Origin of the sequence: Mesorhizobium sp. M8A.F.Ca.ET.218.01.1.1, assembly GCF_004791165.1 — a bacterium.
GTDB lineage: Bacteria > Pseudomonadota > Alphaproteobacteria > Rhizobiales > Rhizobiaceae > Mesorhizobium.
In genome coordinates, this window is sequence record NZ_SRUZ01000008.1 from 1 (window position 1) to 24,003 (window position 24,003).

The following is a 24,003-nucleotide window of genomic DNA, read 5'->3' on the forward strand; positions in this document are numbered from 1 at the left end:
GACGTATGAAGCTCGTCCGCCGCAGCGCCGCGCCAACCAAACCGCTTGGCGCTGCGGCGGATGCATAGGGGGAGAACTGTTACCTATGTATCCGGTTCAATCTGTTACCCATCTATCGGCTGGACACTGGACGCAACCGCGGCGCCTTCTTGCATCATTGGGGATTAGCGAAATCGGCGATGACAGCGCCCCTCTCCCCGTCACTATACGGGGAGAGGATGCCGGCAGGCAGGTGAGGGGCAGCGCCAGCCATGGTCAGCAAAGCGTCGCAATGCAGGACGTTTTTCTGCCTTCGACCGGGCGGCCGGCGTCGCCGTCTTAGCCGAGCCCCAGATGGCTCTTCAGGCTGGGCACCGAGCCGAGCACCTGGTTGGTCAAATCGGGGCCGGCGGCTGCCTCGGCCTGCTGGACCAGCGTCTCGCCTGCCTTCTGGATCTGCGCCATGTCGAGGCCGGATGCCTTGAGCGCGGCGAGGCCGTTGACCAGCGCGCCGGCTTTCTCGCCGAGAACGCCGCCAAGCGCGCCTTGCAGCGAGGACAGGAAGCCGCCGCCGCCGGCCGGGGCGGCCATGACGTCGTATTTCTGCGCCAGCGCATCGGCGCCCGGAATCTTGGCGAAGAAGAAGGAGGCGCTGGTGCCTTCCGCCTCATGCTCGAGGACCGAGAAAATGGTGCCGACGACCTTTTCGGTCGTAGCCTGGTCGAGACCGGCCTTCTGCGAGACGGTGTTCACGATGTCCTGGACGTCCATGACTTCACCTCAACCTTGGGTTTTCGTGTTTGCCGGATGGCGCTGGCGGCTGCGTACCTTGACCATGGACTTGCGACTCGCCGCAACAACGGCCGCGCGCATCGCCAGAACGGCGGCCGCAACCATGAAAGCTGTTGCGAGCATCGGCGAGGTCGTGGTCATCGGCATTGTTCCTTCCAGATCGGGCCTAGAGCGGTTCAGAGTTTGATAGAACCTCTGCCCCACTCTAACTTCTTGTTTTACGCAATTCCGGACGGAAAACCGCTACGCACTTTTCCTGGAATTGCTCTACCGTGACCGCCAAAAGCGGCCGGCCAGCCAGTTTCCCCCACTATTGTGGCAGCGCCATCAAGATTATTCACCGATGACAAAAACGTGATGATCTTCAGCGGCCTGGCTGGCGGTCTTGGAGGCGGCGAGGTGTCACCGTCCAGTGGACGATGACAGGCTCGCCCCTATCTTGCGGACGGCAAGGAAACCGAAGTCAAGACACCGAGATCGAGGAAGCCCATGACCGACGTCACCACCAAGCCCGTCATCACCCAGGCGATGATCGACGCCTATGACGAATACACCCATCTGACGCTCGATCGCCGTCGCTTCATGGAGCAACTGACCAGGCTTGCTGGATCGGGTGCCGCGGCCGCCGCGATCGCGCCGATGCTGGCGGCGAACTCCGCCCAGGCGGCGATTGTCGCCGAAAACGATGTCCGCGTGAAAGGCGAGGACATCACCTATCCCGGCAGCGGCGGCGAGATGAAGGGCTATCTGGTCAAGCCGGCGAACCAGGCCGGCAAGCTCGGCACCGTCATCGTCATTCATGAAAACAGGGGGCTCAACCCGCATATCCGCGACGTCGCCCGGCGTGTGGCGCTGGAAGGGTTCGTGGCGCTCGCGCCCGATTTCCTGTCGCCGCTCGGCGGTACGCCCGCCGATGAGGACAAGGCGCGCGACATGTTCGGGAAACTCGACCCGGCGCAGACCGTGGCCAACGGCGTGGCGACGGTCGCCTTTCTCAAGGCCGACAAGGACGGCAACGGCAAGGTCGGCGCCATCGGCTTCTGCTGGGGCGGCGGCACGGCCAACATGCTGGCCGTCAATGCGCCCGACCTCGCCGCCAGCGTCGCCTATTACGGCATGCAGCCGAACGCCGCCGACGCGTCTAAGATCAAGGCTGCGCTGCTGCTGCATTATGCCGGCCTCGACCAGCGCACCAATGCCGGGATCGATGCCTTCAAGAAGGAGCTCGACGCCGCGCATGTCGAATACACGGTCTATGTCTATGAAGGCGCCAACCATGCCTTCAACAACGACACCTCGGCGGCGCGCTACGACAAGAAGGCGGCCGATCTCGCCTGGGGCAGGACCGTCGCTTTCCTCAAGCAGAAGCTGGCTTGATCGTCGTCACCTTCCCGGCGCCCAGACCGTCTCGAAAGCCGGCGACAAGGTGAAGCCCGCCGGACGCTCCGATGTCGGCGGCGGGCGCCGTACGCCTTCCTGCAAATAGCGCAGGGCCGAAGTCACCCCGTGGACCGTGTAGGGCTTGGCAATGACCCCGATCGCGCCGGCGAAATGGTCGGGAATGCGCTTCGGGTTGGCGGTCATGAAAACGACCATGGAGTTCTTCCTGTCGTCGATATATTCGGCGACATCGATGCCGGTCGGGCCGTCGGTGAGGTGGATGTCGACAAAGGCGATGTCGGCCCGCGTCGAATCAACCACCTCCCTTGCTTCGGCCAGGGATGTCGCCCAGCCCACCACACTGTGGCCGGCGTCCTGGACAAGGCTTTCCAGCTCCATGGCCAGCAAGGCCTCATCCTCCACGATCAGGACCTTGAGAGGCTCATTCATGACAGGTTCCCTTTGTGCTGTGGTCCGTTGGGCATCGAAATGACAACGCGAGTGCCGGGACCGGCATCGCGCCACTCGATGTCGGCGCGCAATTGGCGTGCAAGCGACTTGATCAGCCGCATGCCGAAGGAGGCGTCCCCATTGGCGTCCGCCATGCCGACGCCGTCGTCCGAGACCTCGATGTTCAAATGGCCGTCTGGCTGGCTCATCTTGATGCCGATGCTGCCCGATCTCGTGCCATCCGGCCCTTCCTTGAAGGCATGCTTGAGTGCGTTGGTGAGGAGCTCGTTCACCATCAATGCCACCGGCGTTGCCTTCTCGGCTGGGATGATGATGGACTCGAGATCGAGTTTCGGATTGATTTCCGAGCGTCCCGAAGCCGTGAGCAGCTCGGAGACGAGATCCCTGGCAAAATCCGAGACATCGAACTTGCTGACGTCCTTGGATTGGTAGAGCCGGCGGTGCACGGTGCTGAGCGCCTCTATGCGTTCCAGCATCGTGCCCAGCGAGCGCTTCAAATTCTCGTCACTGGCGGCCCGGCTCTGCATGAGGATGAGCGAGGAGATCATCTGCAGGTTGTTCTTCACGCGATGATCGACCTCGTGCAGCAGCGTGGTCTGCGCCTCGAGCGCCGCCTCGAGTTCCGCAGTACGTTCCCTCACGGCTTTCTCGAAGCGATCCTTGTCCGCGGTGATGCGATGTTCCGAACGCTTGCGGTCTGAAACATCGAGCTGGGAAGCAAAGAAGAATTGCAATTCGCCTTTGTCGTTGGAGACAGGGCTTATGTAGAGCGCGTTCCAGAAGCTCGAACCATCCTTGCGGTAGTTCAGGATATCGACGCTAAGATCGGTCTCGTTCTCGATCGCGGCGCGTATCTCTGCGATGGCGGCCTTGTCGCTCTTGGGGCCCTGCAGGAAGCGGCAGTTCTTGCCGATAACTTCATGGCGCTCGTATCCCGTCAGGCGCAGGAAGGCGTCGTTTGCAAAGACGATCGGATTATCCTGCCGGCGCGGATCGGTAATGATCATAGACATCCGCGTGGCACGGATGGCCGCCGCGAAGGGGTCGCCCTTGCCTTGCTCGACATGAAGGTCGTCGGTCATGTGCCATGCGTCGGCGGGTTCCCTGGTCTTTTTCCAGTCCATCGCGTCGCTCCAAGCCATTTTTCGTGGGAGACAACGGCTCAAAGTCGGATTTGGTTCAATCTCGAACGGCCTGTCGCAGTTCGACGCAGGTGGGAACCAACGGATGCTTTTTGCAACCGACTGGGAGGAAAGGGATTTCTCGACTAGCCGGCGGAGGCCGGCTTGTGGAAGGCGACGCCGGCCACCACCAGGGCGATGCCGATGCAGTCGGCCGGACCGGGGATCTGACGCAGCACCACGACTCCGATCAGTGTCGCGGTGACCGGCAGCAGGGACAGCATCAGCGCGAAACTCGAGCGCGGCAACCGCGCCATGGCGAGCTGGTCGCAGGCATAGGGTATGACCGAGGAACAGATGCCGACGCCGACGGCGGCAATGAGCAGCGGCGGCGAGAAGAAGGCGGGCAGCGCGTCGGTGAAGCCGATCGGCAGCACGACGACCAAAGCGACCGCCATGGCGGCACCCAGGCCGGCGATGCCGTCGGCGGCGCCGGTGCGGGCGACGCGGTGGCCAAGCATGATGTAGCCGACAAAGAGCGCGCCGTTGAGGAAGGCCCAGGACAGCCCGATCGGGTCGCTTGACCATCTGACGTCGGTCAACAGCAAGGTGCCGGTGACGGCTATGGCAAGAGCGACCAGATTGCGGGTGCTCCTGAGGCCGACCAGCGCAATGCCGATGGTGCCAACGAATTCAATCGCGGCCACCAGCGAGATCGGCAAGCGGTCGAGCGCCAGGTAGAACGAGCAGTTCATCACCGCCAGGCAAGCGCCGAAGGCCAGCAACAACAGGCGCGTCCGCGTATCGGTTCCGACGAAGGTTCGCCAGGGCCGCGTCAGCGGCGCGAAGATCAGCGCCGCGGTGGCGATGCGCAGCCACGCCATGCCGAGCACGCCGACATGCGGGAAAAGCAATACGGCGAAGGCCGGCCCGAGATAGTGGAAGATGGCGCTGACACCGAACCAGACGTGCGGCGGCAGTCTCGTCGCCAGGCGGTCGGGGCCGGCAAGAGCAGGCCTGGTGGCATCGCGACCGGCAGTCGGGACTTGCGCCTGGTCATCCATCGGCGCAGTATCGCAGGCGATCTTTCCGGTTTATATGGACGATGAGCAGCAAGTCCGGTCATTTCTTTCCCGGAAGCAAGGATTTTTCCATGAAACGCCTTCGAAGCGAAAGCGTCGACCTCGACGCCGCCGACATGAAAATATTGCGCTTGCTGGAAGAGGACGCGCGCATCAGCACGGCGGAGTTGGCGCGCTCGGTCGGCCTGTCGGCGCCGAGTGTGGCCGAGCGCCTCAAGCGGCTGCAGGAGAACGGCGTGATCGAAGCTTATTCGGTCAGAATCAATCCCGCGGCGCTTGGCCTGAAACTGTCGGCATGGCTGCGCATCCGGCCGGTGCCGGGGCAATTGGCGGTCGTGGCCGAGATCATCCGCTCCCTGCCCGAGATCGCGCAATGCGACCGGGTGACAGGCGAAGACTGTTTCATCGCGCTGGCGCATGTCGGCTCGGTGGCCGAACTCGAACGGGTGATCGATCGCATCATCCCCCATGCGATGACCAACACGGCGATCATCCAGTCGTCGCCGGTGATCGCGCGCTCGCCGCTGGCGGCGATCAAGCGGCAGGTTTGATCTCGGTGAGATGTTGCTTGAGAAAAATGTCAGCGCCAGACGGCGATCGAAATCGCTTGCCTCAGGCGTGGCCGCGCTTCAGGCGGGCGCGTTTCAGGATGCTGCGCCAGCGAATCATGTCGAATGGGATCGGTTCGTTGTTGTTGGCGATGTGAAAGATCTCGTTGTCGACATTCTTGAGCGAACGCCAGAAATCATAGTCTGATATGCGCGGATCGGCCGCCAGCCTATCCACCTCGACCTTGATGTCGGTTTTCATGCACGTCCCTCGAACCGGCTTCGCCCCGCCGCCCGTAAACAACCCTGGTGCGGACGTTTTCGACCGCTCCGCTGAGTCGTTCAACGGCTCAATTGGCTTGTTCCCGTTAAAACCTCGGTAAGGTTAATGTGGGTCCAGGACCGCTTCAAGCGCTGGCGCCAGTCGATTTGAGGGGGCCGGCGATTTTGGTTCGCGGGTGTGGCTTTGAAGTCGTTCCGTCCTCGAATTTGCCCTAGCCCTGCTTGCGCCTGATTCCGATCGAGCGCCCGGCGCGTTCGGGCATTGGCAGCACCGAATGGGCGGCGCGCATGGCTTCGATCCTGGCCAGCACATCGGCCGGGAAGGGCGCCACCTTCGGCCCCGACATGTCGACATGCAGCGACAGGGTCTCGGACGTGGCGGCGAGCCAGCCGTCGACATGGCGGATTTCCTGGTAGGCCCTGAGCCGCTTCTCGTCATGGTCGATGAGTTGAAAGGAGACTATGACCTTGTGGTCCAGGTGCAACTCCTGCACGTAGCAAACATGGACTTCGGCGGTGTAGATGGTGAGCCGCCGCTCTTTCACATAGTCCAGGCCCATGCCCATCGCCTCGAAGGCCTCGTCCGAGCAGCGGTCGAACAGCACGTTGTAATAGGCCATGTTGAGATGGCCGTTATAGTCGATCCAGTCCTTCTCGATGTCCATGGGCTTGGAAACGAAGGGGGCGAGGATGGACATCGAAACTTCCTTGTTCTGGTGCTGGACAGAGCGTGGTCGTGGAGACTACGCATCCATAATCGCATGACAAGCATGCATGCTGGTCCATTCGCGGAGGATTCCATGGCTCTGAGCGACCTCAATCCGGTCGAACGCAACGAGGAAGGCATCGCGGCCGTACTCGGCATCCTCAAGCAGCGTCTGGGCGAGCGCTTCCAGACCGGACAGGCGATCCGCTCGCAGCACGCGCATACGACTACCTATATTCCGACGCAGGCGCCCGACGGCGTCGCTTTCCCGGAGACGACGGCCGAGGTGCAGGAAATCGTGCGCGCCTGCGCGGCACACCGCGTGCCGGTGATCGCGTTTGGCGTCGGCTCGTCGCTCGAAGGCCACACCAACGCGCCGGGTGGCGGCATCTCGGTCGATACGTCGCGGATGAACCGCATTCTTGCGGTCAATCCGCAGGATCTCGACTGCACCGTCGAACCCGGCGTGACGCGCGAGGGCCTGAACCGGCATCTGCGCGACACCGGCCTGTTCTTCCCGATCGATCCGGGCGCCAATGCCTCGCTCGGCGGCATGGCGGCGACGCGGGCCTCCGGCACCAATGCGGTGCGCTACGGCACGATGCGCGAGAACGTGCTGTCGCTGACCGCCGTGATGGCCGACGGCGAGACCGTGACGACCGGCAAGCGGGCGAAAAAGAGCTCGGCGGGCTATGACTTGACCAGGCTGCTGGTCGGATCCGAAGGCACGCTCGGCATCATCACCGCGCTGACCTTGAAGCTGCAAGGCATTCCGCAGGCAATCTCGGGCGGCGTCTGCCCGTTCCCGAGTGTCGAGGCGGCCTGCAACGCGGTGATCGCGACGATCCAGATGGGCATTCCGGTGGCGCGCATCGAACTGGTCAACGCGCTGCAGATGCGAGCGATGAAGACTTATTCCAAGCTCGACTATCCCGAGAGCCCGTGCCTGTTCGTGGAATTCCACGGCAGCGACGCCGGCGTTGCCGAGCAGGCCGAGACCTTCGGCATGATCGCCGAAGAAAATGGCGGCGGGCCGTTCCTGTGGACCAGCGTCGCCGAGGAGCGCACCAAATTGTGGAAGGCCAGGCACGACGCCTACTGGGCGTCGCTGACCTTGCGGCCGGGCGCCAAGGGCCTGTCGACCGATGTCTGCGTGCCGATCTCGCGCTTTGCCGAATGCGTCACCGAGACCGAAGCCGACATCGCCGAGATGGGCCTGATCGCGCCGATCGTCGGTCATGCGGGCGACGGCAATTTCCATGTGCTGGTGCTGATGGATGTCAACGACCCCGAGGAAATCGCGCTGTCGGAAAAGTTCGTCGCACGGCTCAATATGCGGGCGATCGCCATGGAGGGCACCTGCACCGGCGAGCACGGCATCGGCCAGGGCAAGATCGGCTTCCTGCGCCACGAACTCGGCCATGGCGTCGACATCATGCGCACCATCAAACAGGCGCTCGATCCGCAAAACATCATGAATCCGGGCAAGATCCTGCCTGACATGGGCTAAGGGCATCGTGAGGCGCCGGTCTTGACCGCGCCGCCATTCGGGTCGAGGCTCCTCAAGTGGCAAGCCTGGAAAACAGGCGTGCCGGCTGAGGAGGACTGTCATGGCCATTTCACGCAAGGAAGAAGCGCGCGCGCTGAGCGCCGACGAAAAGGAATTGGTGGAGAAGTCGCACCATCCGGCGGTCCAGGATCTTTCCGACGCCGACCTTTCCGGCCTGGTCAAGCTGTTGCGGGAACGGCGCGACAAGGCGCAGACCGAAGCGCATCGCCGCCGTCGTGAAATCCGCGGCAAGGGCGCGTCAAAGGGCGCGACCGCCTCGAAGGCTCATGGCGGTTCACAAGTGAAGCTTGCGGTGCTGGCGACGGCGATGCGGCGGCTGAACGGCGAGGCCGAACTGCGCCGCCAACTGGCGGCCCGCATTTCGCTGGTCGGCAACGCGCGCAAGGCGCTGACCTTGAAGCAGAAAGCCCCGAACGGTCCGACGCACAATTCGCGCACGGCGCACAAGGGTATGCAGGCCGTGGCCAACCAGAAGGTTGCAAGCCTGGTCCGACCGGCTGAACTCGGCCGGCAGCGCAAGGCGGCCAAGGTGGCGCAGGCGAAACGCGACGCACGTTGAGGGGCCGCGGATAGAGGCCGCCAGCCGACGCTCTACTGCGCAGCGACAAAGCTTCTCTTACTTCGCCTGCACAAGCGTCTGCAGCATGGGACGGGTGGGGGCGAAGAAGGTCGTGCCGGTGTGCGGCGTCGAGACGTCGAGCAGCCGGTCATAGGCGCCGGGCGGATCGCCGACATACATGCGCTGCAGCATTTTCTCGGTGACCCAGAGATATCTGCTGTAGCCGATGAAGTAGGTTCCGAACTCGTTCTGCCCGGGCCTGCCGAACGGCATGTTGTCGCGCAATATATCGTATTCATTGCCGTCGGCATCCTCGATAGTGGCCAGCGACTTGTGCGACTTGCGCGGCGCGTCGTCATCATCGATTTCGATGTTGTCGATCTTGGTGCGGCCGATGATCGCCTCCTGCTCGGGCGTTGGAATGCGCGCCCAGACCTGCATGTCGTGCAAATATTTCTGGACCACGACATAGCTGCCGCCGGCAAAATCGGCATCCTCGTCACCGACCAGCGCCGAGGCGGGCAAGTCAAGGCCGGCCGGGTTGGCGGTGCCGTCGACGAAGCCGAGCAGGTCGCGGGCATCGAAATAGCGAAAGCCCGTCACTTCGTCGACGACGGTCACACCGGGACCAAGCCTGTCGAGCAGGATACGTTCGAATTCGAAGCACATGTCGGGCCGCTCGGCGCGAATGTGGAAGAGCAGGTCGCCCGGCGTCGTTGGCGCCGAATGGACCGCGCCCTTGATCGGAGCGAACGGCTTCAGCTCCAGCGGCCGCCGGCCGGGGCTGAGCCGGTTCCAGAGATCGCTGCCGATGCCGGCGATGCAGGACAGGCGGCCACCAAGGTCGCGGAATCCGACGGTCTTGACCAGGTCGTCGAGTTCGCCGAGCACGGAGCACACCCTGGCCAGGACCGGCTGTTCGCCGGCAACGGTGACGACAAGAAAAATCGCCGATTGCGAAAGCGGGGCATCGACGCTCTGCGCATCGATCGGCACACGGTCCCAGTTCTTGCCCGACATCCGAGAATCTCCGCTTTTTCCAGGATTTGTTTCAGATCGTCCGGCAGGACGCAACACGGGATGATTTGCCTCTTTATCGACACGCGGATGCGGGTAGAGTGCGGCAGAATTTCAATCAACCTGTTCGGAGCTGATGCTCGCACGCCTGTTCGTGATCTTCGGTGGCTTGTTCGTGCTGGTGCTGTGCGCGGCGCTGGTGGTGCCGTATTTTGTCGACTGGACCGGCTACCGCGCCGAGTTCGAGCGCGAGGCAAGCGCCATCCTGGGCCGCAAGGTAACCGTGCAGGGCGACGCCACGGCAAGGCTGTTGCCGTTTCCCTCGGTGACGTTTTCCAACGTCGCCGTCGCCGGCGGCCCCAACGGCCAGCCGGCCATGACCGTCGAGACGTTTTCGATGGATGCGGAACTCGCGCCCTTCCTGCGCGGCGAGGTGCTGATTTTCGACATGCGGCTGGTGCGGCCGAAGGCAATCATAGACATCGCCGCCAATGGTACCGTCGACTGGGCGATGCGGCCGTCTTCGCCCTTCGACCCCGGACAGGTCTCGATCGAGAAACTGACGGTGACGGAAGGGCAGATCGAACTGCGCCATGCCGCCGGCGGCCGCAGCCACATCTTCTCCGAGATCAACTCGACCATTTCAGCCAAATCGCTGGCCGGTCCGTGGCGCATGGACGGCACGTTGCGTCTCGACGGCTTGCGCGCCACGGTTGCGGCCTCGACCGGCAAGGCCGAACCTTCCGGGCAGCTGCGGCTTCGGCTGAAGGCGGACCCCGATGCCTATCCGCTGGTCATCGAGACCGACGGCAATGCGGGCATCGTCAACAGTGCGGCCGTCTATTCCGGCCAGTTCAAGATTTCGGGCGCCGACAAGAATTCAGCCGAGCTGCGCGGCACGGATGGCGAGACGGTGAAGGTCAGCGCCGGCAAGCCCGATCCGGGCTTTCGGCTGAACGGCAAGTTCTCGCTCGATCACCAGAAGCTTGGCGTCGACGAATTCCGTTTCGAGACCGGTCCGCTGGACAATCCCTATACCGCCGACGGCAAGGCCTCGGTCGATCTCGGCCAGAAACCGAGTTTCGCCATCGAGGCCAATGGCGCGCAGGTGCAACTCGACGAGGCGGTGGGTGCGCCGGCCGGCGCGGGCCTGACGCTGGACCAGCGTATCGCGGGGCTGGAACAGGCGCTGCTCGATCTGCCGAAGCCGACAATTCCCGGCACGGTCGAGGTCAAGCTGCCGGCGGTGGTGGCCGGCGACACGACGGTGCGCGATGTTCATCTTTCCGCCGAGCCGGTCGATGACGGTTGGTCGGTGAAATCGCTCGCCGCGACCTTGCCGGGCCGCACCAAGCTGGAAGCCGATGGCAAGGTCATGCTCAACGTGCAGGGCCATTTCGGCTTCACCGGCTCATTGCTGCTGGCGGTGGCGCAACCCTCGGGTTTTGCGGCGTGGCTGTCGAAGGATGTCGACGAGGCGATCCGCCGTCTGCCTGCCGCCGGTTTCAAGGCCAAGGTCGATCTCTCGGAGAACCATCAATCCTTCAGCGATCTCGAATTGATCCTGGGCAAGGCGAAGTTTTCCGGTCGCATCGATTCCAGCCAGCCCGACGGCGACGCAAAGCCCTCGGTGCTGATGCGGCTCGAGGGCGGCGAACTTGATGTCGACGGGCTGGCGGCCTTCGCCTCGATCTTCGTCAGCGACAAGGGCGCCAACCGTTTTGCCAGCAGCGACCTCGATTTCCAGATCAAGGCCGGCCCGGTCAGCGCCGGCGGCTTGACCGCCGACACGGTCGATACCGCACTCAGGCTGCGGGACGGGCTGCTCGAAATCGACCGGCTGTCGGTGGGCGGACTGGCCGGCGCCTCGATCAGCGCCACCGGCCGGATCAAGGATTTTCCGGCGAGCCCGACCGGCAAGCTCGACGCCTCGGTGGTGGCTGTCGACCTGAAACCGCTGATCGACGTCGCCGCGCAGCATTATCCTGATAATGCCGTGCTGAAGGGGCTCGCGGGCCGCGCCGCCGCTTATCCCGACCTGTTCCAGGATGCGCGCATCGACCTCGTGGCCAGTGCCGCCGACAATGGCGACGGCTCCACGGGCCTGGCGATGAGCGGGCAAGGTAAGGCCGGCGGCTCGGCGTTTTCGGCGTCGCTGTCGGGGAAGGGCGCGGTGGGCAAGCTTTCTGACGCCCCCGTGACACTGACGTTCAATGCCAGGAACCCGGACGCAACCGCCTTGCTGGCGCTCTACGGCTTGCCGGCGCTACCGCTCGGCATGCTGGGCGAGGCAAGCACCGATATCCAGGCCAAGGGCACGTTCGGCGGCGGCCTGACGACGAGCTTCAGCCTTGCCGGCAACGACTTCAAGGCCGGCTTCGAGGGAACGGTCGCCGACACGCCGCAAGGTCCGACGGCGAAGGGCAAGGTCAACCTCGACGCCTCCGACATCGAGCCATGGCTGATGACGACGGGCATCGGCCTGCCCGGCATGGGAGCCGGCATGTCGACATCGCTGGCCGCGCAGGCCGATTATGGCAACGGCCTGCTGGTGCTCTCCGGGCTCAGCGGCGCCATCAACGAGGCAGCCGTGTCCGGCGACATCAACCTCGATGTCAAGCAGGGCGTGGACGGCAAGGACGGCGTGCCGCATCTGGCCGGCGCGCTGGCGCTCGACGAACTCGACCTTGATCCGATGGCGGTGGCGCTGTTCGGGGATTCCGCTTTTCTCGTGGACAAGAACGGGGCCGACAAAAGTGACAATGCCGGCAAGAGTGACAAGGCCGGCAAGAGTAACAGGGCCAGTGCGTGGCCGTCGGCGCCGTTCAGCCAGAAGTCCAGCTTGCCGTTCACGGCCGATCTCGACCTGACCACGGCTTCGCTGGCCGCCGGCCCGCTCGCCACCGCCTATGACGCGGCCTTCTCGCTCAAGCTCGACCCGGACGGCATCCGCGTGGCCGATCTCAAGGCCAAATTCCTCGGCGGGGCGCTGACCGGCCTGTTCGAGTTGAAGAACAATGAGGGCACGGGGCTTTTCACCGGACAGATGAAGCTGGCGGGTGCCGATCTGGCAAGCGTCTTGCCGGACGCGGGCATCGGCGGCACCAGCGATTTCTCGACGACGCTGTCGACCAGCGGCAAGTCGGTCGACGCGATGATCGCCGCCCTGTCTGGTTCCGGCACGGCGGCGCTGAAGGGTTTGCAAATCGCCGGCGTCAATCCCGATGCCTTCAGCGCCTTCCTTGTCAAGGCGGATGCGATCGGCCGCGATATCGACGCCGCCAAGACGGCCGGCTTCGCGCCTGACATCGCCGCCGCCGGCAGCTTCGCCGCAAAGGACGCCGAGGTCGCCTTCACGATTGCCGGCGGCACGCTCAGGGCGCCGCCGATCAGCCTTGAAAATCCGGCGGCGACCTTGTCGGCCGACATCACGGCCGACCTCAACGCCAGCACGGTTTCGGCCAAGGGCGCGGTCACCTATCGGGCCGGCGAAGAAGCGCTGGTCGGCTCCGAGCCGGCCGTGAATTTCACCGCCGAGGGGCCGCTCGGCGCGGTGAAACGGCAGTTCGACAGCGAGCCCTTGGCGCAGTTCCTGACCCAGCGCGCGCTGGAAAAAGAACAGCAGCGCGTCGAGGCGATGCAGGCCGCGCTGCTCGAGAAACAGCGGCTGCGGCGCGAGGTGCGCTACTACGCGGCACTTCAGGATGCCCGCGACAAGGCCGCCGAGGAACTGCGCCAACAGGAGGAAGCGGCGCGCCTGAAAGCGGAGGCCGACGCCAAGGCGAAAGCGGAAGCCGACGCTCAGGCCCAGGCTGAAGCGGATGCCAAGGCAAAGGCCGACGCGGAAGCGAAAGCCAAGGCGGACGCAGACGCGAAAGCCAAGGCCGATGCCGAGGCCAAGGCGGCGGCGGAACAGCAGGCAGCCGACGAGGCGGCCAAGGCGCAGGCCGAACAGGAACGCCAGAAGGCGGAGGAGGCAATGCGCATTGCCTCCCAGGAAAAAGCCAGGCTCGAGGCGGAGCGCAAGGCGGCGCAACAGGCGCCCAAGGCCGAGCAGTCGCCCGCCAACGACAATCCGCCTCCGGCCAAGCCGAAAGCCAACCCATTCACGGTCGACAATCTGTTGAAGTCGCTGCAGTAGGACTAGGCATTCCGGCTGCCCGCCCGACTGGCAATCGCCTCAAAGAACGAATGTTTCAGCGCCGTCAGCGACGTATCTGGCGTGGCGGAAATCGCGGATGGCGGCGAGCTTGCCGCCCTGCCAACCCAGCAGGATGAAGTATGCCGGCGCTGCCGTGGGATCGTTGGGATCGCGCACGAGGATTGCCGGACGATCTTCGACGAAACCAGGCTGGAAATGCCAGTCCCGCACCCGGGAATAATTGCCGAAATAGGTTGCCACCTCCTTGCGGCCGCTGAGCCTTGCCCTGGCCACCAGTTCCAAGCGTACCTCATCGGCTAGCATGTCCCGCACGGCGTCGAAATCGCGGGCGTTGAAGCGATCGACATAGGCGTCGAGCAACAGGCGCTCCGATGCACTCAGCCTGGGAACAGGACGATCGTCCTGTTCGTCTGCGATCTCACGCAGCCGGCCGCGGCCACGATGCAGCGCGGCCTTGACCGCGGGGACGCTGGTGTCGAGCATGGTGCTGATCTCCCGCAGCGAATAGCCCAGGACATCCATCATGATGACGCTGCTTCGTTGCGCGACGGGAAGGCGCATGAAACTGTGCAATCCGGCTGCCGCGGCCTGCCGTTCGGCGATCGAATTTGCCGGGTCGGCGATCATGTCCGGCTCCTCCTCGTAGAACGTCTTCTCACGGGCGCGGCGGCGCAAAAAGTCGAGCGCGGTATTGTGCGCGATGCGAAACAGCCAGCCTTCGGGATTGGCGATCAGGCCGGCGTTGGGCAAGGCCTCGAATGCCTTGGCCAGCGCCTCTTGCAAGACATCCTCGCCATCGACGACCGAGCCTGTCATGCGGGCGCAATAGCGATGCAGTTTGGGACGCAATTCGCCGAACAAGCGGTCGAAAGGCCTTGGGATCTCGCCTGGACTGTTCATGCACCGGCCGTTCTTGCCATGGTTCTATTCAGGCTACTCGTCCAGCATCCGATAATGGCCCACCACTGTCATCACGTCACGATGCGGAGGGTCGATGCAGCGATCCCTGATGCCGTTTTGGAAGGCCTCGAAAGCGGCAAGCCCGGGGATGATGTCAGCATGCTCGTCGGTTTCGATCTCGACGAGATGGACGAAAGTGCCGTCGCCGGAGCGCCAGGTCATGTAGCGAACGCCTTCCGGCGATTTGCCGCGCAGTTCCTCGAACACAGCCTTGACCAGGCGCTCGTTCTCGTTCGCCCGGTCCGGCTTCGTTTTGTAGCGTATCAAATGATGTTTCATCGCATCGGCTCCCTTGGCTGTCGTCTGTCCAAGACGCCTCAGCCAGGCCGAAGGATTCGGATTTCAAAAAAATAGTTCGGTACCGGCCCGCGCAGACGCCGGATGTCAGTCCTGGCCCCGGTCGAGCAGGCGCCGCAGCATGGGTTCGATGCGCGACAGCTCGTCGAGATGCGCGGCAGAGAGTTCGGCCAGGCAATCGTCGGCGCGTTCGGTCAGCCGCAGCAGCACGCGGCGGTGGTCGTCCTTGTCCTGATCGCGTGCGACCAGTCCTGCCTCACCGAGGCGGTTGACCAGTTCGACGGCGCTGTGGTGGCGGATGCGCAGGCGTTCCGCAAGGTCGCCGATCGTCACCGGCCCGCCGCCCGGATATCCCTTGATCGCCAGCAGCGCCTGATGCTGGCGCGGGGTCAGGCCGGCGTCCTCGGCCTGCACCTGGCTGAATTCGAGGAAACGGCGGATCAGGTAGCGGAACTCGGACAGCCGCTGGTAGTCGGATTGCCTGATGGCGGGGCGTGGTGTCTTAGGCGGCTGCGTCATATCGCAGATGTCTTCGTTTTCCGGTGAAAGCTCAAACGAAATTTCGAACGAAACCAGCTTGAACAGATATATCGTGTTACGATACATAACCGACCAACAACCGGCTGGCCACTTCGACCGTGCCGCAAAACCAGACACGGCCGCCGCCAGGAAGCAAAGCCACCATGAAGACCCACAATTCCAATCCCGGTCATCTCAGGGATTTCACCACCGACGCCAGGGTGCTGCTCGTCGCCGCGATAGCGGTGGTGGTGGCGACCGCCGGGCTGTTTGCCGGCATCGTGCTGCTGAAGCTGATCCGCCTGGCCACCAACATCGCCTATTTCGGCCAGTTCTCGCTTGCCGAGCTGAAGCTGCAGGATACGCCGCTCGAACTTGCCGCCGTCTTCGTTCCCGTCATCGGCGCGCTGATCATCGGCCTGATGGCGCGCTATGGCAGCGAGAAGATCCGCGGCCACGGCATTCCCGAGGCCATCGAGGCGATCCTGCTCGGGCGCTCCAGGCTCGATGCCAAGGTGGCGATCCTGAAGCCGCTGTCGTCGGCGATCTCGATCGGCTCCGGCGGGCCGTTCGGCGCCGAGGGTCCGATCATCATGACCGGCGGCGCCATCGGCTCGCTGATCGCGCAGATGCTGCCGGTCAGCGATACCGAGCGCAAGACGCTGCTGGTGGCGGGCGCGGCGGCCGGCATGACCACCGTGTTCGGCACGCCGATCGCGGCCATCATGCTGGCGGTGGAACTGCTTTTGTTCGAATGGACGCCGCGCAGCTTCATTCCCGTGGCGGTGGCGGCCATCGTGGCGGAGGTGGAGCGCACGATGCTGCATATGCCGGGGCCGATCTTTCCGTTCCAGGGCAGCATGGCGGTTTCCTTCCTCGGCCTTGGCGGCTGGGTGCTGATCGGCATCTGTGCGGGTCTGTTGTCCGGGCTGCTGACGCAGATGGTCTATGCCTGCGAGGACGGCTTCCAGAAGCTGCCGATCCACTGGATGTGGTGGCCGATGCTCGGCGGCCTGGTGGTCGGCATGGGCGGCCTGATCGACCCACGGGCGCTCGGCGTCGGCTATGACAACATCGCCGACATGCTGGACGGCCGCACCATCGCCACCGCTGCGCTTCTGCTGCTGGTGGTCAAGGCCATCATCTGGTCGGTGGCGCTCGGCTCGGGAACCTCGGGCGGCGTGCTGGCGCCGCTGTTGATCATGGGTGGCGCGATGGGTGCGGTGCTTGCCGGGATCCTGCCGGCGGCGGACCCGGGCTTCTGGGCGCTGCTGGCCATGGCCGCCACCATGGGCGGCACGATGCGCGCGCCGCTGACAGCCACTTTCTTCGCCGTCGAGCTGACCGGCAACACGCATGTGCTGGTGCCGCTGATCGCGGCCTGTGCGGCGGCGCATGCGGTCACCGTGCTGTTGATGAAGCGTTCGATCCTGACCGAGAAGATCGCCAGGCGAGGGCACCACCTGGTGCGCGAATATCGCGTCGATCCATTCGCGCTCACCAGGGTGCGTGAGGTGATGACGTCAGAGGTCGAGAGCGTGCCGGCGACGATGACGCTGCATGGCGCGGCCGCCTTCCTGACGGCGCCAGAAACCCGGCATCCGAGTTTTCCCGTGGTCGATGAAAACAGGCAGGTGCTCGGCCTCATCGATCCGCCGGCGATCCTGCGCTGGCGCCGTGCCGGCAAGCACCGGACGACGACGCTCGGCGAGCTGCTGGCCGGAAGCAAGGTGACGCTGGCCTATCCCGACGAATATCTGGAAGGTCTGTCGGACAAATTGTTGACGGCCAATGTATCGCATTTGCCGGTCGTGGCGCGCGAGGATGGAAGGCTGGTCGGCTATGTCGGCTGGAAGGATCTGATGCGCGTGCGCTCACGCAAGCAGGCCGAGGAACGCGAGCGCTCGACCTTGCTTGGCTTCGGCACCGGAGGCAAGAAAGAGGAGCGCACGGCTTCTTCTTAAGTCTCGCCGGCGGCGCCGCGCTTCGCCCACTCCAGGACATGCAGCCTGAGCGCGGACGACAGGTTGGTGTCGCGGGGCCGCGTTTCGTCGACTTCGGCGACAAGGGCGGCGAGCGTCAGCTTCCTTGCCGCCGCCATCGCGACGAGATCGTCATGGAAAGGCTTTTCGAGGGAATAGCTGGTGCGATGGCCGCGTATGGTCACCGAGCGTTTTTCGACGGCGCTCATTGACCGTCACTGGGATCGCCCGCTTCGCCGGGCTTTTCGCGGTGATGGCCCGCGACGAACCTTTCGCTCTTGTCGGCGACCATGCGGTCGCGTTGCTTTTCGGCCTTGGTGCGGCCGTGCAAGGCGCGCTTCTGGCTGGCAACCTGTTCCTTGTCGGCCCGCGCCTTCTGTTTTCGGAGCTGACGAAGGTTGACGATGTCGGCCATGGCGGGAACCGCGAGCCTATTTCTTGCGGAAGGCGTCGAGCGAGACCACTTCGGCGCCCTTGGTACCGGCATCGGCGGCGGGCTTTTTCTCCGCTTCGGCGGCGGCCTTCTTCTCGGCCTTCGGCTTCTTCTCGGAGACGATGGCCAGCGGTTCGGGCGCTGGTGCGGCCGGTTCCTCGTCGGGCTGCGCATCGGTCTTGACGTCGAACTCGAGTTCGAAATTGACCGAGGGATCGTAGAAGCCGCGCACGGCCGAGAATGGGATCTCGAGTTTCTCCGGCACGTCGGAGAAGGAGAGCCCAACCTCGAATCCGGTGTCGGTGACCTTCAGGTCCCAATACTGGAACTGGATGACGATGGTCATCTGCTCGGGATAGCGCTCGCGCAGGCGCGACGAGACGCGCACGCCCGGCGCACCGGTCAGGAAGGTGATGAAGAAATGATGGTTGCCGGGGAGGCCGGTGCGCGCGACCTCGGCCAGGACCTTGCGCATGACGCCGCGCAACGCCTCCTGGGCCAGAATGTCGTAGCGGATGTGGTCGTCGGCCATGAGTTGGTCGGGTTCCGTTGAATCGTCCGCATAGCTGTAATCAAGCTTGAGGGCGGCGTAAACCTGATATAGACCGCCGCCGCGCCGAAGCGAGGACTATTGCCAACGATTTGATCGGCAAGGCGGCTTCGCCGCAACCGCAAATGTTATGCGTTAGCCAGCGCAGTGTGTTTTTTCACGCCGGTCGGGGAAGGGCGCTTGCCGAAAGCGCGCAGGAAGGTGCGCACGCCGTTTGTCGCCGATTGCACCACTTCGTCCTCGCGCGGCGTGCCGCCAAGCATGAAGGTGGCCTGCAATTCGGCATTGACGAGGCCGAGGAACTGGCGTGCCGCCACGTCGGGATCGTCGATCGTGAAATGGCCGCCGTAAGCTAGGCGGGCGAAGCGGGCGGCGATTGCCGGCCATGTCCGGCCCGGGCCCTGTTCGCGCCATTCGGCAAACAGCTCGGGATAGCGCTCGCCCTCGGTCTGGATCAGCTTGCGCAGGAACTTTCCGTCGCGGTTGCAGATGCAGTTCTGGTTCAAGCGCACGGCAAAACCGATCAAGTCGGCTTCGAGATCCCCGGGTTGATCGGGGAAGGTGGCGATGGTGGCGAAAATGCCGGCGTTGCAGCGTTCGGTCAGGTCGCGCACCACGGCGATGAACAGCTTTTCCTTGTCGCGATGGTGGTTGTAGACGGTCTGGCGCGAGACGCCGGCCTCTGCCGCGATCAGGTCGATGTTGGCGCCGGCGAAACCCTCGCGGCAAAACACGCCGGCAGCGGCGTCGACGATCGACATGCGCTTGGCCTCATGGCCACGTGGCGGGAAAGTGTCAGGAGAAACGCCCGGTCTCATGAAAATCTATATAGAGGTGATTGACGATTTGGACAAGAGTGTCTAAATTTGTGGACACGATATAAGGGGATTTCACTCCAGAGGGACGAATAAATTCGCTCTGGGAGTAGGAATCCCTCGGGATGGAACGTCCTGGGGTTAGACGTCGCCTGGCGGCGGCAACCAGATTCGAAAGAAGCCAATATCATGAGTCCCAAATTCCTCCGCATCGCGGTCGTGCTCGGCCTGTTGTCGGCCATCGGCCCGTTCGCAATCGACATGTATCTGCCCGCGCTGCCGTCGATCGGCACCGATCTGCATGCCGGCACCGCCGCCGTGCAGATGAGCCTTTTGATCTTCTTCCTGTCGATGGGCTTCGGCCAGATCGTCGTCGGGCCGATCTCCGACATGGTCGGCCGCAAGCTGCCGCTCTATGGCGGCCTGGCGCTGTTCATGGCCGGCGGCATCGGCTCGGCAATGGCGCCGACCATCGAGTGGCTGATCGCCTTCCGCTTCCTGCAGGGGCTTGGCGCCAGCGCCGGCATGGCCATTCCGCGCGCCATCGTGCGCGACCTGCACACCGGCAACGAGGCCGCCAAGCTGATGTCGCTGCTGATGCTGGTGTTCTCGGTGTCGCCGATCCTGGCGCCGCTGACCGGCAGCCAGATCATCGAGAATTTCGGCTGGCGCGCCGTGTTCTGGACGGTGACCGGTGCGGCGGTGCTTGCCACCATCCTGCTCGCGACCTCGCTCAAGGAGACGCGGCCGGCGGAAGAGCGTGTCGGGTCCTCCTTCGGTACCGCGCTTGCCGGCTACCGTTTCCTGATGGGCGACCGTAATTTCCTTGGCCTGGTGGCAATCGCCGGCTTCGGCATTGCGAGCTTCTTTGTCTATCTGTCGAGTTCGTCCTTCATCCTGATCGACCATTACGGGCTGTCGCCTTCGGTCTACAGCGTGTTCTTCTCGATCAACGCCGTTGCCTTCATCGGCATGTCGCAGCTGACCGGCCTGCTTTCCGAACGGTTCGGGCTAAAGCGCGTGGTGTGGGTGGCGGTGACCGGCTATGCCACGACGATGGTGGCGCTGTTCGCCATCATGGCCACGGGGGTCGACCGGCTCGATGTTATGGCGGCCCTGCTGTTCGTCGGCTACGGCTTCCTCGGGCTTGTCATTCCGACCACCTCGGTGCTGGCCATGGAAGAGCATGGCGAGATCGCCGGCACGGCGTCGGCGCTGATGGGCACGCTGCATTTTGCCATCGGCGCGCTCGCCATGGGCGTTGCCGGCGTGTTCTTCGACGGCACGCCGCTGCCGATGGTCGCCGGCATCACGCTCTGCGCGGTGATATCGTTCGCACTGGCGAAGGTCACGCTTGGCCGTTCGCGGCAAGCCGTCGAAGCGCCGGCGGAATAGGCAATCCTCAGTGAACCAGGAAAGGCCGGGTCGATCCCGGCCTTTTTTGTGCCGGCGGCAGTGCGGGCGCTCAGCTGAGTTCCTGGGCGAGGCCGATGAGAAGCCCTTCAGGTCCTCGGATGTAGCAGAGCCGATACACGTCCTTGTACTCGACCACCTCGCCCACGAGCTGCGCGCCGCGCGTGCGGAGCCTTTCAAGCGTATCGTCGATGTCGTCCACGGTGAACATGACGCGGAGGTAGCCCAGCGCGTTGACCGGGGCTTTCCGGTGATCCGCGACGACAGGCGGCGTGAGGAAGCGGGAGAGCTCCAGCCGGCTGTGGGCGTCCGGCGTGCGCATCATGGCGATCTCGACATGCTGATCGCCCAGTCCGGTGACACGCCCGGCCCATTCTCCCTCGATCGTGGCCCGCCCCTCGAACTCGAGGCCGAGTTCGCGAAAGAAATCGATCGCCCCTCCGAGGTCCTCGACCACGATTCCTACATTGTCCATCCGCTTGAGCGCCATGTTTTCAACCTCCAAGATGCCGGTTCAATCTACAAGGTGTAGCCTGGTTCCGACAACGCGCATGAAGGGCCGGACCGGGCCGGCCGCTTTATGTCCGCAATGTCGGCGGCAATCCAGCAGCGTCGAGGAGGAAGCGCACGCGCTCCTCGACTGGAGCAAGCGGCAAGGTCACCAATTCATAGCCGAGTTCGGCATAGACGCCTGCCACTGATTGGCAAGTGCGCTCGGCTTCGTCGAGCGTTTGCTTGCGTTGTTCGTCCTGGGTGAAGATTTCCGGCCATGGCGGGGCAATGAAGACGCGGCGCGCATAGCGGAATTCCATGGCGGCGCTGGTGAGGTGATCCGGCGCCGGCAGGCCGCAGAGCCTGAGATAGCCGATCGTGTCCGGCACGCCGCGGTCAAAGAAGACCGGCCCGGCCAGCTCGGCGGCCGCACGATACGAGCGCATCTCCCAGGACAGCATCAGTTCGGCGAACAATGCGCGATCGCTCCAGGGCAGGGCGGTTCCGCCAATGGCGGATTGGTCGCGGATGATGCCGCGTCCGGCCTCGACAGACGTCGCAAAGCCCGCCTGCCGCAAGGCTTCGATCAAGGTGGTCTTGCCGGAGCCGGGGCCGCCGGTCAGCACGAAAAATCGATTGGAATCGTTTTGCATTTTTTGTCCATGGAGAAAGGGCACGCGACGCAGCGGCTTCGTGGCTTCTACAGCATGTCGCGGCGAATAGGATTCGCCCGACCTGCTGTAAGCTTCTGATTTATGCATGTCGTTATCCCGGAACCGAGGACACTTCCGGGCGACATGCATCAGGCCGTGCGAAGTCTTGACGGCAGGAGCCGTTGCGCGTGATGCAAATTGAAGGGGGAGAAGTGGAGGTTTCTGTTGCCAGGTACCTCCGAACCCCGCCTAGAAGTGCGAACCCCTAGGGCTTGATTTGAAGCTATCGCACTGCATTAAGCAGCGAGACGTGCTTCCGCATAGTTGTCGTTGGCAACTATAAGTTTAGCCCGATGACGGTGGTACAATGCCGGGCAAAAGTACGATCTTTACACCTTCGTCGATCCTATTTCGCCCCCAGCAAAAACCGCTCTGTCGTCAACAGCGGCTTTTGGTGGAGGCGCCGGGTACCGCCCCCGGGTCCGAACGGCTTATTTCATCGCCCATTTATCGCCATAGTCGGTCAAGCCGACAAAACGAATATAGGGGGCGTTTGGCGGAAATGAAAGGCCGCAATGATGCTTTGTCCCTGTGTCAAATCGCGACGCCAAGGGTTGACTTGGGGGCGGTCTCAACCGAAGCTTTGCGAGCGGTGAGGAGTTAGCGACCTAGCGCACAAGTTGCGAAGCGCGCCACAGCCCTCATCGATCGGATCCGTGGCGCCGACGAGGGGAATTTTGATGGCCGACTATCTTGCGGATGTGAAGAAGTATGACGCCGCGGTAAACGCCGATGCGGTCGAAAAGATCGTCAAGCATCTGGGCATTGCGCTGAGGAACCGCGACTCCTCGCTGGTATCCTGCACGGACCCGAAGGAATTGGGGCGGGTCAAGGAGAACTGGGTGGCCAAGAAGCTCGGCGTCACCGACGGGGCGAAGGCCGACGCCGCGATCGAGAAGACTTGCAAGGCGATGCACGCCGACAACACCAAGAACCGCGTGACCTTCTACTATCTGGTGGCCAAGGATCTGGGCAAGCTCGGCTCTCTGTGACGCTCGCGCATCAGTTTGCGAGGGCTGGTACGGCAGAATAGCCGCTCCAACTTTTATTTTCGCTTTGTCGGGGGTTTGCGCCGCCCCTCACCTGCCTGCCGGCATCCTCTCCCCGTATAGTGACGGGAGAGGGGATCTGCCATCGATGATTTCGCCAATGACCAACGTTGCAAAAAGGGCGTCAGCGTAGCGGCCAGCTTCTTTCTCCCCGCCACTGATACGGGGAGAAATGTCCGGCAGGACAATGAGGGGCAGCGCCGACTCTGGAAAGAGTGGTGGGGCAAGCGTCGTTTGTACCGTTTTGCTGTGTTCGGCCGCCGGTCTGGCCGCTATAATGCCCAAACACTCGAATCGAGCCGAAACCGATGCGCCAATATCTCGACCTCTTGCAGCATGTGCTGGAAAACGGCGCCGATCGCGGCGACCGCACCGGCACCGGCACACGCTCCGTCTTCGGCTACCAGATGCGCTTCGATCTGGCGCGCGGCTTTCCGGTCACCACCACCAAGAAGCTGCATCTGAAGTCGATCATCCATGAACTCCTGTGGTTCCTGGCCGGCGACACCAACATCAAGTACCTGACCGACCATGACGTTTCGATCTGGGACGAATGGGCCGACGAGAATGGCGATCTCGGCCCGGTCTACGGCAAGCAATGGCGTTCCTGGCCGGATGGCCATGGCGGCTCGATCGACCAGATCGCCAATCTTCTCAAGGAGATCCGCCGCAATCCTCAATCGCGGCGACTGATCGTCTCGGCCTGGAATCCCGCCGAGGTGGAAGCTATGGCGCTGCCGCCTTGCCACTGCCTGTTCCAGTTCTACGTGTCCGAGGGCCGGCTTTCCTGCCAGCTCTACCAGCGCTCCGCCGACATCTTCCTCGGCGTGCCGTTCAACATCGCGTCCTACGCATTGCTGACGCTCATGGTGGCGCAGGTGACCGGGCTGAAGCCGGGCGATTTCGTCCACACGCTCGGCGACGCGCATCTCTACTCCAACCATTTCGAGCAGGCGCGCGAACAGCTGCAGCGCACGCCAAGGGCACTGCCGACGATGTGGATCAATCCGGACGTGAAGGACCTGTTCGCCTTCCGCTTCGAGGATTTCCGGCTGGAGAACTATGTCGCCGATGCGTCGATCAAGGCGCCTATCGCGGTCTGAGCCGCGTT

26 protein-coding genes and 1 other RNA gene are annotated in these 24,003 nt (G+C 63.6%); 9 read left to right on the top strand and 18 right to left on the bottom strand.

Annotated features, from left to right (window positions below):
- Window positions 1-318: 318 nt before the first annotated feature.
- Window positions 319-750, bottom strand: a complete 432-nt coding sequence (locus tag EN861_RS26030) for a hypothetical protein (RefSeq protein ID WP_135866444.1) — start codon at window positions 748-750, stop codon at window positions 319-321.
- Window positions 751-759: 9 nt separating this feature from the next.
- Window positions 760-912 carry a hypothetical protein gene (locus EN861_RS35560; RefSeq protein WP_189343756.1) on the bottom strand — a complete coding sequence of 51 codons (153 nt, stop codon included), beginning with the start codon at window positions 910-912 and terminating at the stop codon, window positions 760-762.
- 348 nt (window positions 913-1,260) lie between these two features.
- Between EN861_RS35560 and EN861_RS26035 the strand changes: the two genes are divergently transcribed.
- Window positions 1,261-2,148: a dienelactone hydrolase family protein gene (locus EN861_RS26035; RefSeq protein ID WP_135866446.1), complete on the top strand. Its 888-nt coding sequence runs from the start codon at window positions 1,261-1,263 to the stop codon at window positions 2,146-2,148.
- Window positions 2,149-2,154: 6 nt separating this feature from the next.
- On the opposite strand, the gene EN861_RS26040 is transcribed toward EN861_RS26035, so the two are convergent.
- The 3 genes from EN861_RS26040 to EN861_RS26050 all read right to left on the bottom strand — a co-directional run bounded on the left by EN861_RS26040 (window position 2,155) and on the right by EN861_RS26050 (window position 4,807).
- Window positions 2,155-2,601 carry a response regulator gene (locus tag EN861_RS26040; RefSeq protein WP_127277581.1) on the bottom strand — a complete coding sequence of 149 codons (447 nt, stop codon included), beginning with the start codon at window positions 2,599-2,601 and terminating at the stop codon, window positions 2,155-2,157.
- Window positions 2,598-3,746, bottom strand: a complete 1,149-nt coding sequence (locus tag EN861_RS36680) for a histidine kinase dimerization/phosphoacceptor domain -containing protein (RefSeq protein WP_135866449.1) — start codon at window positions 3,744-3,746, stop codon at window positions 2,598-2,600. The genes EN861_RS26040 and EN861_RS36680 overlap by 4 nt, the downstream gene beginning before the upstream one ends.
- Before the next feature lie 143 nt (window positions 3,747-3,889).
- Window positions 3,890-4,807, bottom strand: a complete 918-nt coding sequence (locus EN861_RS26050; RefSeq protein ID WP_135866452.1) for a DMT family transporter — start codon at window positions 4,805-4,807, stop codon at window positions 3,890-3,892.
- A gap of 89 nt (window positions 4,808-4,896) precedes the next feature.
- Between EN861_RS26050 and EN861_RS26055 the strand changes: the two genes are divergently transcribed.
- Complete coding sequence (locus tag EN861_RS26055) at window positions 4,897-5,376, top strand: Lrp/AsnC family transcriptional regulator (RefSeq protein ID WP_127277573.1); 480 nt, start codon at window positions 4,897-4,899, stop codon at window positions 5,374-5,376.
- Window positions 5,377-5,437: 61 nt separating this feature from the next.
- On the opposite strand, the gene EN861_RS26060 is transcribed toward EN861_RS26055, so the two are convergent.
- Entirely contained in the window at window positions 5,438-5,635 is a 198-nt protein-coding gene (locus EN861_RS26060; protein WP_015317249.1) for a hypothetical protein, read from the bottom strand.
- Window positions 5,636-5,867: 232 nt separating this feature from the next.
- Window positions 5,868-6,353 (bottom strand): thioesterase family protein, encoded by a 486-nt coding sequence (locus tag EN861_RS26065; RefSeq protein ID WP_127871660.1) that lies wholly within the window; start codon window positions 6,351-6,353, stop codon window positions 5,868-5,870.
- A gap of 102 nt (window positions 6,354-6,455) precedes the next feature.
- Between EN861_RS26065 and EN861_RS26070 the strand changes: the two genes are divergently transcribed.
- Both EN861_RS26070 and EN861_RS26075 read left to right on the top strand, forming a co-directional pair.
- A complete protein-coding gene (locus EN861_RS26070) occupies window positions 6,456-7,871 on the top strand; it encodes an FAD-linked oxidase C-terminal domain-containing protein (protein WP_135866454.1) in 1,416 nt (471 codons plus the stop codon).
- Between the two features lie 100 nt (window positions 7,872-7,971).
- On the top strand, window positions 7,972-8,490 hold the full coding sequence (locus EN861_RS26075; protein WP_135866456.1) for a hypothetical protein: 519 nt from the start codon (window positions 7,972-7,974) through the stop codon (window positions 8,488-8,490).
- A 57-nt stretch (window positions 8,491-8,547) separates the two neighbouring features.
- Here the strand turns inward: EN861_RS26075 and EN861_RS26080 are convergent, their stop codons facing one another.
- On the bottom strand, window positions 8,548-9,510 hold the full coding sequence (locus EN861_RS26080; protein WP_135866458.1) for a Dyp-type peroxidase: 963 nt from the start codon (window positions 9,508-9,510) through the stop codon (window positions 8,548-8,550).
- Between the two features lie 133 nt (window positions 9,511-9,643).
- On the opposite strand from EN861_RS26080, the gene EN861_RS26085 reads away from it, so the two are divergent.
- Window positions 9,644-13,648, top strand: coding sequence for an AsmA-like C-terminal region-containing protein (locus EN861_RS26085; RefSeq protein WP_135866460.1), 4,005 nt, complete (start codon window positions 9,644-9,646; stop codon window positions 13,646-13,648).
- A 39-nt stretch (window positions 13,649-13,687) separates the two neighbouring features.
- Here the strand turns inward: EN861_RS26085 and EN861_RS26090 are convergent, their stop codons facing one another.
- From EN861_RS26090 to EN861_RS26100, 3 genes are all read right to left on the bottom strand, one after another.
- On the bottom strand, window positions 13,688-14,569 hold the full coding sequence (locus EN861_RS26090; RefSeq protein ID WP_127871656.1) for a sigma-70 family RNA polymerase sigma factor: 882 nt from the start codon (window positions 14,567-14,569) through the stop codon (window positions 13,688-13,690).
- Between the two features lie 33 nt (window positions 14,570-14,602).
- The gene (locus tag EN861_RS26095) at window positions 14,603-14,908 is read right to left on the bottom strand and encodes a hypothetical protein (RefSeq protein WP_127871655.1); all 306 of its coding nucleotides are present in this window, start codon (window positions 14,906-14,908) and stop codon (window positions 14,603-14,605) included.
- A 105-nt stretch (window positions 14,909-15,013) separates the two neighbouring features.
- The gene (locus tag EN861_RS26100) at window positions 15,014-15,445 is read right to left on the bottom strand and encodes a MarR family winged helix-turn-helix transcriptional regulator (protein ID WP_189343736.1); all 432 of its coding nucleotides are present in this window, start codon (window positions 15,443-15,445) and stop codon (window positions 15,014-15,016) included.
- Window positions 15,446-15,609: 164 nt separating this feature from the next.
- On the opposite strand from EN861_RS26100, the gene EN861_RS26105 reads away from it, so the two are divergent.
- A complete protein-coding gene (locus EN861_RS26105; RefSeq protein WP_135866462.1) occupies window positions 15,610-17,409 on the top strand; it encodes a chloride channel protein in 1,800 nt (599 codons plus the stop codon).
- Here the strand turns inward: EN861_RS26105 and EN861_RS26110 are convergent.
- From EN861_RS26110 to EN861_RS26125, 4 genes are all read right to left on the bottom strand, one after another.
- On the bottom strand, window positions 17,406-17,636 hold the full coding sequence (locus tag EN861_RS26110) for a ribbon-helix-helix domain-containing protein (protein ID WP_135866464.1): 231 nt from the start codon (window positions 17,634-17,636) through the stop codon (window positions 17,406-17,408). The genes EN861_RS26105 and EN861_RS26110 overlap by 4 nt on opposite strands.
- Window positions 17,633-17,842 carry a DUF4169 family protein gene (locus EN861_RS26115; protein WP_135866466.1) on the bottom strand — a complete coding sequence of 70 codons (210 nt, stop codon included), beginning with the start codon at window positions 17,840-17,842 and terminating at the stop codon, window positions 17,633-17,635. Before EN861_RS26115 ends, EN861_RS26110 begins: the two co-directional genes overlap by 4 nt.
- Window positions 17,843-17,858: 16 nt before the next feature.
- Window positions 17,859-18,392 (bottom strand): SspB family protein, encoded by a 534-nt coding sequence (locus EN861_RS26120; protein ID WP_135866469.1) that lies wholly within the window; start codon window positions 18,390-18,392, stop codon window positions 17,859-17,861.
- Window positions 18,393-18,538: 146 nt separating this feature from the next.
- Window positions 18,539-19,228, bottom strand: a complete 690-nt coding sequence (locus EN861_RS26125) for a TetR/AcrR family transcriptional regulator (protein ID WP_135866471.1) — start codon at window positions 19,226-19,228, stop codon at window positions 18,539-18,541.
- 186 nt (window positions 19,229-19,414) lie between these two features.
- Here EN861_RS26125 and EN861_RS26130 point away from each other — a divergent pair, with 186 nt between their 5' ends.
- On the top strand, window positions 19,415-20,620 hold the full coding sequence (locus EN861_RS26130; RefSeq protein ID WP_127279265.1) for a multidrug effflux MFS transporter: 1,206 nt from the start codon (window positions 19,415-19,417) through the stop codon (window positions 20,618-20,620).
- A 70-nt stretch (window positions 20,621-20,690) separates the two neighbouring features.
- Here EN861_RS26130 and EN861_RS26135 read toward each other — a convergent pair whose 3' ends face one another.
- The 3 genes from EN861_RS26135 to ssrA all read right to left on the bottom strand — a co-directional run bounded on the left by EN861_RS26135 (window position 20,691) and on the right by ssrA (window position 22,355).
- Window positions 20,691-21,128 carry a VOC family protein gene (locus EN861_RS26135; protein ID WP_135866473.1) on the bottom strand — a complete coding sequence of 146 codons (438 nt, stop codon included), beginning with the start codon at window positions 21,126-21,128 and terminating at the stop codon, window positions 20,691-20,693.
- A gap of 88 nt (window positions 21,129-21,216) precedes the next feature.
- Window positions 21,217-21,783 carry an AAA family ATPase gene (locus tag EN861_RS26140; protein WP_135866475.1) on the bottom strand — a complete coding sequence of 189 codons (567 nt, stop codon included), beginning with the start codon at window positions 21,781-21,783 and terminating at the stop codon, window positions 21,217-21,219.
- Between the two features lie 211 nt (window positions 21,784-21,994).
- Window positions 21,995-22,355: a transfer-messenger RNA gene (gene ssrA / locus EN861_RS26145) on the bottom strand.
- Between the two features lie 168 nt (window positions 22,356-22,523).
- On the opposite strand from ssrA, the gene EN861_RS26150 reads away from it, so the two are divergent.
- Entirely contained in the window at window positions 22,524-22,835 is a 312-nt protein-coding gene (locus EN861_RS26150) for a DUF2853 family protein (RefSeq protein ID WP_135866477.1), read from the top strand.
- Between the two features lie 365 nt (window positions 22,836-23,200).
- The gene (locus tag EN861_RS26160; protein WP_127871648.1) at window positions 23,201-23,995 is read left to right on the top strand and encodes a thymidylate synthase; all 795 of its coding nucleotides are present in this window, start codon (window positions 23,201-23,203) and stop codon (window positions 23,993-23,995) included.
- The last annotated feature ends 8 nt before the right edge of the window (window positions 23,996-24,003 follow it).